We start from the raw sequence: 10,730 nt of genomic DNA, 5'->3' as shown, positions 1-10,730 counted from the left end.
ACACCTCTATTATTTCGCCGCAGGCATATTTCTAAGTATTTCCACCATATTTCTGATGTTCGTGAAGACAACAATATCGGAATAGAGCTTCATTCACTTCCAAACACCTCAATTATTTCGCCGCAGGCATATTTCTAGGTATTTCTACAGTATTTCTGATGTTCGTGAAGACACGAACATCGGCATAAAATTTCATTCACTTCCAGACACCTCTATTATTTCGCCGCAGGCATATTTCTAAGTATTTCCACCATATTTCTGATGTTCGTGAAGACAACAATATCGGAATAGAGCTTCATTCACTTCCAAACACCTCAATTATTTCGCCGCAGGCATATTTCTAAGTATTTCCACCATATTTCTATTTCCTCTCGCTTCTCGCTTCTAGTACCTCTCTTCTCCTATCAACCCGACGGAGCTTTGGCATATCTTTTTTTACCCAGAAAAATAAACCCTAAAACCAGCAATAATACTGCAAGATAAACCACATATACGCCATCACTCTGTAACAAACCAAAATGCTGCAAGTAACGCTGTGCAGGAAATGCTTGGGGATGTTCTACCAAAGCTTCTGAAAGACCATCAGTGTTGATCTGATACCATGCTTTGGAAAGCAGGACATTTAATACGCACAACACCCAAATGTCCTTGGTCAAAAGCGTATACCTTCTCAACCCTTTTAAAATCAACAATACCAAGAAAGGAATAACATTCGTCCACCATAAAGCATCGCTGTAAAGCCCAAACATCAGCATGATTAGAAATACCAAGGTAAATCCCAATCCCAATTTGCCAACCTCCCTGCTTATCCGAGAAAAGAAAACCAGGGTAAGAGGAATCAAAATACCATAGAAGGAAAAAGGACTGGTTAAAAATACCAATGGCCTTTGCACCGGATGTAAAAAATGTCCTATCAAGAATGACTGAAAGGAGAAATCAGATTTCCCTACAGCCAGCAAATAGATGACAACAAAATAGGATGCCACGCTGATCAACAAAAAAGTGAGCCTTTCAGCTTTAATTTTCTTTTGAAAAAGCTGCATGGACCTCCTCCAATCAATCCCTGAATAGGTAAGGGCCAGGGTAATGAGTAGTATCAAAAAGCCCAATCCAAGAGCTATTCCCAAATAATCAAAAACCCCCACAGCTGTACCATAAAACCTAGAAGCCAAAACCACCAAGACTCCTAAAACCAAACCGGGAAAAAGGTATGGAATTTGGAATTTGTCTTTTTCTTCTTTGAAAATGACTTTGTCATTGGGCAAGAAAATCAACATCATCCCAATCGGAAATAAGCTAGGCCATACAAAACCTCCTAAAAGTGAGACCAGAAACAATTTAGTTTTTTCATAGCGCACAAAGTAATTGACCTGGCCAATGCCTAGGACAAATGCAAACAGCGCTGGGCTAAAAGGTTCGTACCAAGACAGCTTCAAGACAAGAAAAGTCCCAAACATCAAAGCAAAGCCCAGAATTTCCATTTTAGTCGAGGACCTAAGTTTCTTGGTAATGCGGAAATACCAATAGCAGCCCAAAAGCAAAAACAAAAAGTTCAATATCAATATCCCGTGTAAAAGACTTTCCGGATCCATATCAAACTCCAATAACCCAAAAACCATATTCACCAAAGCAAAAGGCAAAATACGGTGCACCAGAAATGCATCATATCCTTCATCATCAAAATGCTCCATGAAACCTTCGGAGATTCCTCTCAAACTCAGGCCTTCCCACCCAGCGCCTTCATGTATGGGTATTTTTTCACCTTGTATTTGAAAGATAACAATAGCCAATAACAGAGAAACAAGTAAGAGTCTGGTCATTCAGGAAATTGAGAAAATAGGGTGATCATGTTTTATTGCCACAATTTATCATAAAGATGTTTAAAAAGAAGTAGCTGGCTTGGATATTAAAAGATATTGATGGATATTTTTGGATGCCTGACCGATGGAGGTAGGATATTAGTAGATTTTAGATTTTAGTCCCGATAGCTATCGGCAAGATTTGAGTTTTTAGACAACAGTTATTTAAGGAAATGTTATCCGTTGGTAAATGAAATAAAGTAAACATATGGTTGAAATAAATTGAAATATGGGGGAAACCGAAGCTTTAGTGAAGGTCCCGAGAGTGACGCGATTCAGGATATGATTGAAATATAATCAGGGTTAGCACCGGGGATCAGACGTTGGTCCAGACCCCCGATACCTCAACCAGACTAAAAACCTTTTGCATCGGTCATCAGACACCGGACACCGGTCATCAATCATCAGCCATCTGTCATCCCTGCATTGCCGACAGCCGTGAATAATCCAATCATTACATAAATTATATTTAGGTGCTGTAAGAATAGCGTATATTCAAAAAAAAATATCATGAAAAAAACCTATTCAATCCTATTATTTCTCTTCAGTATAAGTTTCGCGGGTTTGGCCCAAGTGGATACCATTGAAGTGTATTCCAAGGCCATGGACAAATCACTCAAAGCCGCTGTAGTCAAACCAGAAAGCTACGATAAAAATGCAGCAGCACTGCCTTCTGTTTATGTCTTGCACGGAGGTTCCGGAAGTTTTACGGACTGGCACGATAAAGTAACAGAACCCGGTTTGTTGGAAAAACTGGCCAACCAATACAATGTACTGATCATCACCCCTGGAGTGGGTCCCTCCTCCTACTACTATGACAGCCCTTTGCTGGATTCAGTCAGATATGAAACCTACATGTGCAAGGAATTGATTCCTTTTGTAGACCAGAATTACAATACCATCAAAGCAAGAGAAGGCAGGGCAATCACAGGTTTGTCTATGGGTGGACATGGCGCCATGATGATCTCAGCCAAAAACCCTGAGTTATTTATCGCAGCAGGAAGTATGAGTGGGGTGATGAATATTGACTACAGGATGTGGGAGGTAGATGAAAGCTTCAGAAACAGAATTAAGGAAGGCCAAAAAATGGCTTTGGGAGAAATCAGTTACGAGGCGCCTTTTACAGAATATACTGCCGTAGGTTTGGTAGACAGAATGAAAGAAAACGGTATAGCGTTATTGATCGATTGTGGTGTTGATGACTTTTTGATTGCCACCAATAGGCAAATCCACTCCCTCTTGCTAGGTAAAGGGGTAGCGCATGAATACACCGAGAGACCGGGGGCACACACTTGGGAATACTGGACTGAGGCATTGCCCGTTCACATGCTTTTTATAGACAGGGTCTTTAAAAAACAGTTAGAGTAGGGTTTTTTGGCTGGGGATAATGGGAAATGAGTTTAATTGTGTAATCGATTAATCGGTTTAATTGTGTAACTGATTAACTGATATATGGATTGTTAAAGGTTAAAAAAGTTAAAGGTTAAAACGCTGGGGCAAATGAACTTTTAACCATGAACATATTGCTTTCCGCGGTGGATTTAGCTTAATGTTACATCACTAGAAAAAAGCGTCGTAACCGCCCGGATGACTCCAGTCGGACGTAATTCGTAATTGAATCGATTAACTGAATCAATTCATCCTGTCCAACACCTCAAACCTTGAGGCATTGCTGATAAATTCAGGAACTAATGTTTTGAGATGCGCCACAATTTCATTCTCAGAACTCTTTTCAATCAATTCAAAGAATAGGTCTATCTGGCCTTCAAGCCTGTAATAGTCATTGGGTGCTACCTGAGCTATTTTAATTTTTGGATGATGGGTAATCTTTACTGTTTCCGAGTCATTTAATAGTTCTTCAAATAACTTCTCCCCACCCCTCAAACCGCTGTAAACGATTTTAATATCTTCCTCAAATTTTTTCCCACTTAGCTGAATCATCTTTTTGGCCAGATCCAATATTTTGACTGGTTGTCCCATATCAAACACATAAATCTCGCCTCCATTTCCCATGATCCCAGCTTCCAGAACAAGTTGACAGGCTTCTGGAATAGTCATGAAATAACGGGTTATTTCAGGGTGCGTAACGGTCACTGGTCCTCCCTTTAAAATTTGTTTTTTAAACAAAGGGATTACCGATCCATTTGACCCTAGTACATTGCCAAATCTGGTAGTAATGAATTTAGTATGGAATTTCCTATGGTGCTTTTCAAGGAACTCATTTAAGGACTGAACATACATTTCTGCAGCCCTCTTTGTTGCTCCCATGACGTTTGTTGGATTAACCGCTTTATCTGTACTGACCAAAACGAATTTTTCAACATTGGTAAGCACTGAAAGATCTGCCAATACTTTCGTTCCTAAAATATTGGTTTTTATTGATTCCTCTGGATAATTCTCCATCATCGGAACATGCTTATAAGCAGCAGCATGAAATACAACCTGAGGTTTAACTTCCTTAAAAAGGGTTTTCATTTTACGCTTATTCCGAATATCAGCCAACACAATCTTCCTTTGTGTTGCGGGTTCCAATTCATTCAGTTCCTGCTCTACATCATATAGGGGAGATTCTGCTTGATCCAACATGACTAAAAGTGCTGGATGATAATGGATGATTTGCCTGCAAAGTTCGCTTCCAATCGAACCTGCCGCACCAGTTACCAAAACCACTTTACCTTTGATATCCTCTTCCACCTTCGGGTTCTCCAGTGAGATCTGCTCTCTCCCAAGAAGATCTTCAATTTTAACTTCTCTTATGGCTCCTGCTTGCAAGCCACCATTTATCCACTGATTAATCGGAGGAATGATACTCACATGAACCTTAAGACGCAGGCATTCATCAATGATCTCTCTTTTCCTCTGTACAGAAATATCTCGTACGGCAATAATAAGCTCTGTTACTCCGTGATTTAGGACAAAATTCTCAAGCTCCTTAAGTCCTTTATAGATTTTTTTTCCATCGATGATTTTGCCTTCTTTTTTGGGATCATCATCAAAAAATGCATACGTTTCAAAATAGGATTTGCTGTCTCTTTTAATAACATCCTGAGCAATAATACCGGCTTCACCTGCTCCAAATATGATCCCATTCTTTAAATCCTTTGCCGCAACGCTATTTTTTACGTAAACAAAAAGCTCTTTTACCAATAGCCTATAAAAAATCAATAAGAAAAGAGAGGTCAATGAAGCAATTATCAGAACTGATGTCGGAATTAGAAATCTTTTGCTTAAGAAACTCTCGCTAAACAGATTGATAACGGTAAATAAAAGGAAATTCAAAATTATCGTCTTGAAGATAATGGAGCCATCTCTAAACCCGGTATGCCGTACTATACCTTCATAACTTTTGGTATTTAGCATGACCAATACCCCTCCAAGCATAAAGACCAAACTTCCCGTAAAGGCTGAGTTTTCCTCTATAGCATCAAGTTCAAAATTAAAGCGGACCAGAAAACCAAAAAAGGCAGCTTGGTACAAAATAACTGAGTCCAAGGTGGCTATTATCCATCTTGGAAGAATTTTTAGTTTTTTCAAAAAATCCATAGTAAAAATTTTTTCTATACTAAGGTGATTACTTTAATTAAACATTAATCATTAGAGAACAAAATTATAAACTATTCCGTCAATTGCTACTCTTAATCAGATTTATTTAAGCATTTGGGTAGAAAAATGGATTTTATAGGGAATAAAACCCTTTTTTAAGGTTTAAGTAAAGTTAGTTATCCCAGATTATCCCCTATCCATTTTCCACCATCCGGAATATTCTTATGCACAACAGAACCAGCACCGATGGTTACCCAATTTCCTATTGTAATTCCTGGCAAAACAACAGAGCCTGCTCCTACCAGACTTCCCTCTCCAATCATGACATTTCCGCATAAGGTCACTCCCGGAGCTATATGCACATAATCACCAAGCCGACAGTCATGATCCACCCTGGCCCCCGTATTCACAATCACATGGTTTCCCACATAAGAATCCACTTTGATAATCGCTCCTTCCATCACCACAATTCCTTTGGATAAGTCTGCAAACCTGGAAATAAAAGCCGATTGATGAATCAGGTTAATGTAATCAAAATAATTCCTCAGCCTTTCAGCCACCTTCATCCTGTTTTTGTTATCCCCAATCGCAACGAAGCCAAGTTCTGTTTTGTCCCAATTAATTTCAGAAGAATACTTCACAGGAATTCCCATAAGCTCATCCACTTTGGGATCATCATCATAGATTGTCTTGACTACTTTTAAATCCGGCAAAACATCAATTACCGATTTTGCATGACCTGAAGCTCCTAATATATACATTGGGGAAGTTTGACTATATGGTATTAATCTTGGTGCCCATCAGGTTTCAACCCGTTTGCAGCTTAATCGAAATTAAAATTTTTTACTTTAAAACGTGTTTGTATTGTTTCGAAATAACGGATACTATCCTGGTCAGGTCATCGATTGACAAATTCTCCGAGGAAGGCAAGCAAATCCCTTGGTAAAATAAAGAAGACGAAATATTCCCTCCATAATAGGGGAAATCTAAAAATACAGGCTGCATATGCAATGGTTTCCAAAGGAACCTGCTTTCGATGTTTTGCTTTTGAAAGGCCAATCTTAAATCTTCATTATCAAAGCCCGTTTTCTTTGGATCAATCAATATCGTTGTCAACCACCTGTTACAAAAAACATCATCGGGTTCCTCCAGAAGACTGATCCCCTCAAAGTCCTTTAGCATCTCCCTGTAGGCATCGAACACAGCCCTTCTTTTATTGACCTTTCTGTCCAGGTTTTCAAACTGTGCTAGACCTATACCTGCTGAGAGATTATTCATTCTATAATTGTAGCCGATCTCATAGTGCTCATAATAGTGCGTATCTTCCCTCGCCTGCGTGGATAAATAGCGCGCCTTACTGATGGCCCCTACATTGGAAGAAATTACAGCACCTCCTCCTCCAGTGGTTATAATTTTATTTCCATTGAAGGAGAAAACGCCATATTCACCGAAAATCCCACAGGACTTCCCATGATAAAGAGAACCAACCGCCTCAGCAGCATCTTCAATGACAGGGATATTGTACTTTTTTGATATAGCCAAAATCTCATGATGCTTTGCAGGCATCCCGAATAAATCCACTGTAATAATTGCCTTTGGCTTTTTCCCTTTGGAAATCCTACTCATGATAGTATCTTCCAGTATCACGGGACAGATATTCCAAGTATCCTTTTCAGAGTCCACAAAAATCGGAATAGCTCCCAAGTAAGTGATTGGGTTTGCTGAAGCACAAAAAGTAAAAGATTGACAAATCACCTCGTCTCCGAGACCTATTCCAAGTTGGATTAATGACAAATGAATTGCGGAAGTACCTGAATTCACCGCCGTGATCTGATGGGTTTTTAACCTTTGGGAAAACTTCTGCTCAAATTTGGAGATAAATGAACCATTCGTTGCAATGAAGCCTTTGTCAAGAGCTTTCTGAATATTCATTTGCTCTTTCCCATCGAAAACAGGAGCTGACAGTAATACTTGGGTATTCATGGGAATTAAGTGATTAAGCGATGTCAATCTACGGAAAGAAATTAAATATCAATAGTTAAAATTTGAGTTTTTTTTTCAAATTCAATTTTGTGTATTTGAAACCAGTAGAAAAGAAGTTTGAAATTCAATATTACCTGCATTAATAATTGAAAACCAGGTATTTATAACAATACAGTTATAGTTGAAAAAATAGCCTTTCATTTGGTGAAAAAATCAAAGACATCTGTAAAACAAAAGAGGCTGTCTCATAAGTCGTTTTTCAAATTCAGTGTCCAAATAAAGTTTCGTGTTTAACATAAAGTTCTTGGTGTCTTGGTGTCTTTGTAGCTAAAATCATTAATGCCACAAAGGATCCAAAACACAAAGCTTAGTCAAATCAAACACCAAATAAGATTTGGATATAATTTTTGAAGGTTTGAATATGAGACAGCCTCTTGATAGAAATACTATGGATTAAAATGATCAGTCCACCTCAAAACTAACTCTTCTCGCCAGTTGTCTTGCATCTGCTGAGGACTTGTCTACCGAAGTATCCTCCCCATAACCTTTATGACTGATTCTGCTTTGTTCTATTCCTGCAGCTACCAATAATTCAACTACTGACTTGGCCCGTCTTTCAGAGAGCTTAATATTATAGTCTTCTGGGCCAATTTCATCCGCATAACCCTTCACTTGGAGTTTTACTCCAGGGTTCCTTTTCAGGAAGTTTGCAATAAAATTCACAGCAGAGGTAGAATAACTCAGGGGTTTTGAAGAGTCAAAAGCAAAGTACACATTCAAATATCCTTCGTTGATTGCTTTTTTGAAATAGTCAATTTCCTCTACTTCTTCCAGGGGACATCCATCATTGGAAGCGGGTCCAGGAGCAAAGGGGCATTTATCCAAATGGTCAGGAATTCCATCCCCATCCGAATCCAGCGTCCTTCCCAAAGCGTCTACCCTTGCCCCTGCCGGAGTATTGGGCTCTTGGTCCAGGTAATCAGGAACACCATCTCCATCTGAATCTTTCAGCATATTTCTGATTTCTCCCATCTGGGTAGCCAATTCCTCTTTTGTCGCATATTTTTCTCCTGGAATATACCAGTCTGCATGGGTATTGGCTTTTCCTAAATAATAGGCTAAACCAATTGTACCCGTCCACCAGGTACCTGTGGTATGTGCCAGCCTGTCATCCCCATCCTCGGCCAATGGAGGCAAAATAAAATTTCTCCCATCAAATGTATAGCGCTGTCTTCCGTTAAAATGAACACTGATATCTCCCATCAAAGCAATTCTCTCACTCAGTTTCACCTGACCGGTAAGGCCAGAACTGATATGATACAGGTAATCCCTGTCAAAATCCAGAGTTGGCCTATCATCATTGGTAAACCAACCGATTCCAGGACCAGCATGAAAAAGCAAACCTATATTTTCGGAAAAAGACTCAAACTTGAAGATCCTTCCAAAATTCAACACAGCCTGAGCGCTGAATCTTGCATAATCTGTGACAAACTCAGGGGAATTTCCTCTTGCTTCCCTGAACCTTCCAAAACCTGCATCTCCCATTAGCCCAAACTTCTCATTGAACATATACCGTGCACCCAGGCCTACATGGCCCAGATTCAAGGTAGGGCTTAAAAACCCGGGGCTTAGTGGAGCCATTGGTTTATTAAACCCTCCATTGAGCTCTAAAGACCATTTATTATAGTCTTCTTGAGCATTAAGAACAAAACATAGGAATCCCGAGAGGAGAAAGACTAACAGACTCTTTTTCATTGTAATAAGATAATTCATTGAAATTTCAAAAACCGAATCTAATAACGATAAGATGGCATTCAAAGGATGGATACTCCTATTCTGATAAACTGAATACTAGTATTTGTCTTGGGCAATTGATTAAGACCATCTTAGAATAGTTCCCAATATAAGGAAACCTTCAATGTTTACCGCAAGGCAGACAAATAAAAGTTGTCAAATTATTTCAATTTGCTGTCATTTAAACCCTTCGCTATAACCCTATTTGCCCTGTACAGACAAACAATATTATACATTAAAAAACGCTGAAGTGATTACATTAACACACTCTTAGCACACGCCTAAAAAAATAAAACCCCAAAAATCTCTTACAGATCTTTTGGGGTCTTTAATTTCAAAATGCTTGGTGACTTGGTATCTTGATGGCTTATTTAAGTAATTTCAGCTATCAAGTCACTCCATCGCAAAGGACTTAACTTGAAAAAATATTCATTAGAAAAGCCTGCTATTAATTGTCATTTACTTTCATATTCCTCAATACCTTAGGCTGAATGACAGGCTTGACCTTTTGGACTTTTTTAACAAGTACAGGTGGACTCTCGGCCGAAATTTTCTTGACTCTTTTTAATGTAAAGGTATCTAACCTCAAACCAATCAAGACTGCCAATACCAATACTGCCGGAAGCATCACTGCATCTCCAAGATCTTTGGCCAAAAATATGAGTCCAATAAAAAACAGCTTTACCCCTATCAACAACAAGGTTACCTGATCATGTCTCAGGCCCATCCTCAAGAGGAAATGGTGCACATGGCTTTTATCCGGTGACATGGGTGATTTTCCTTTTGCCGCCCTCTTTAAAAACACCCTTAGGGTATCATATATAGGCACAATCAACAAGGCTACTCCTGTAGCGATAGGAGCCGCAAACTTCACCCCATTTACGCCGGACATGGTGCCATCGATATCTATAAACAAAACCGCCAATATCGCCAGGGAGAAACCTATACTCAAAGAGCCTGTATCCCCCATAAAAATCTTAGCAGGGTGCCAATTGAATATCAGAAAGGAAAGTATCCCACCCAATATCGCAAAAGCGAAGTAGGCATAGGCGTCGTAACCTACGTCATAAAACCACCATCCTAAAAAGGCAAAGGATACCAAACTGATGGATCCTGCCAAGCCATCCAAACCATCTATCAGGTTGAAGGCATTGGTCAAACCTATAATCGTCACCAATGTCAGGGCATAGGAAGTATATAGTGGTAAATCATATACACCAAACAATCCATAAAGACCGGTAATCCTGACATCCGCCATGATGATTACCATCAGGGCAGCCACTACTTGGGCACCCAACTTCTGGAAAGCAGACAGGTTGACCATGTCATCCCTAAGGCCAACAAAAAACATCAACCCGAATGCAGCCAACAAATACCTGATTTCTACCAGGTCTCCATAAGGAAACCAAATAAAAACTGCAATAAAGGTGGCGATGACAAAACCAATACCTCCCATGGATGGAATATAGCTGGTATGGATTTTTCTGCCTCCAGGAGTATCGGTCATTTTCATTTTGACCAGTAATTTTATCAAAATCGGGTAAATTAAGA

Annotated in this window: 7 protein-coding genes; 1 reads left to right on the top strand and 6 read right to left on the bottom strand. The window is 39.4% G+C overall.

Annotated elements, in window-relative coordinates; genetic code table 11:
• Positions 1-404 precede the first annotated feature (404 nt).
• The gene (locus EA341_RS12590) at positions 405-1,820 is read right to left on the bottom strand and encodes a hypothetical protein (protein WP_293014978.1); all 1,416 of its coding nucleotides are present in this window, start codon (positions 1,818-1,820) and stop codon (positions 405-407) included.
• Between the two features lie 549 nt (positions 1,821-2,369).
• Here EA341_RS12590 and EA341_RS12585 point away from each other — a divergent pair.
• Positions 2,370-3,227, top strand: coding sequence for an alpha/beta hydrolase family protein (locus tag EA341_RS12585; RefSeq protein WP_293014975.1), 858 nt, complete (start codon positions 2,370-2,372; stop codon positions 3,225-3,227).
• A gap of 264 nt (positions 3,228-3,491) precedes the next feature.
• Here EA341_RS12585 and EA341_RS12580 read toward each other — a convergent pair whose 3' ends face one another.
• From EA341_RS12580 to EA341_RS12560, 5 genes are all read right to left on the bottom strand, one after another.
• The gene (locus EA341_RS12580) at positions 3,492-5,402 is read right to left on the bottom strand and encodes a nucleoside-diphosphate sugar epimerase/dehydratase (protein WP_293014973.1); all 1,911 of its coding nucleotides are present in this window, start codon (positions 5,400-5,402) and stop codon (positions 3,492-3,494) included.
• Positions 5,403-5,578: 176 nt separating this feature from the next.
• Positions 5,579-6,163, bottom strand: coding sequence for an acetyltransferase (locus tag EA341_RS12575; protein WP_293014970.1), 585 nt, complete (start codon positions 6,161-6,163; stop codon positions 5,579-5,581).
• 82 nt (positions 6,164-6,245) lie between these two features.
• Positions 6,246-7,385, bottom strand: a complete 1,140-nt coding sequence (locus EA341_RS12570; RefSeq protein ID WP_293014968.1) for a DegT/DnrJ/EryC1/StrS family aminotransferase — start codon at positions 7,383-7,385, stop codon at positions 6,246-6,248.
• 462 nt (positions 7,386-7,847) lie between these two features.
• Positions 7,848-9,140, bottom strand: coding sequence for an OmpA family protein (locus EA341_RS12565; protein WP_293014966.1), 1,293 nt, complete (start codon positions 9,138-9,140; stop codon positions 7,848-7,850).
• Positions 9,141-9,627: 487 nt separating this feature from the next.
• On the bottom strand, positions 9,628-10,730 hold a 1,103-nt coding region (locus EA341_RS12560; protein WP_293014963.1), incomplete at its 5' end, for an MraY family glycosyltransferase.

It is taken from the genome of Mongoliibacter sp., from assembly GCF_007692705.1.
Lineage (GTDB): Bacteria > Bacteroidota > Bacteroidia > Cytophagales > Cyclobacteriaceae > Mongoliibacter.
The sequence above is the reverse complement of the archived record's forward strand: the minus strand, read 5'-3'. Positions and strand labels throughout refer to the sequence as shown.